The sequence below is a fragment of the Pseudomonas sp. AC083 genome (genome assembly GCF_979253165.1).
Genome location: NZ_CEEDDH010000100.1, coordinates 1 through 279 on the forward strand (window position 1 = coordinate 1; position 279 = coordinate 279).

Here is a 279-nt window from a genome sequence, read left to right on the forward strand (position 1 = left end):
GTGCTGTCGGGCGAGAGCCTCATCAACGACGCGGCGTCGCTGACGCTCGTGAAGGTGTTCCTCGCCATCGTCGGCGGGGCCAGCCTCACGGTGTGGGACGACCTCGGCATCTTCGCGCTGGCGATCGGGGTCGGGGTGGCCGTCGGTCTCGTGCTCGGCTTCGTCGCGCACCGGGTGCGGATGCGCATCGACGACCCGGTCATCGAGAACGTCATCGGACTGCTGCTGCCGTTCGTCGCCTACATCACGGCGGAGGAGCTCGGCGGGTCGGGCGTGCTC

At 69.5% G+C, this 279-nt stretch carries 1 protein-coding gene; it reads left to right on the forward strand.

Going from position 1 to position 279, the window contains the following annotated elements; translation table 11 throughout:
- The coding region (locus tag AC0IXA_RS27365; protein WP_471814891.1) for a cation:proton antiporter domain-containing protein at nucleotides 1–279 on the forward strand (279 nt) is incomplete at both ends.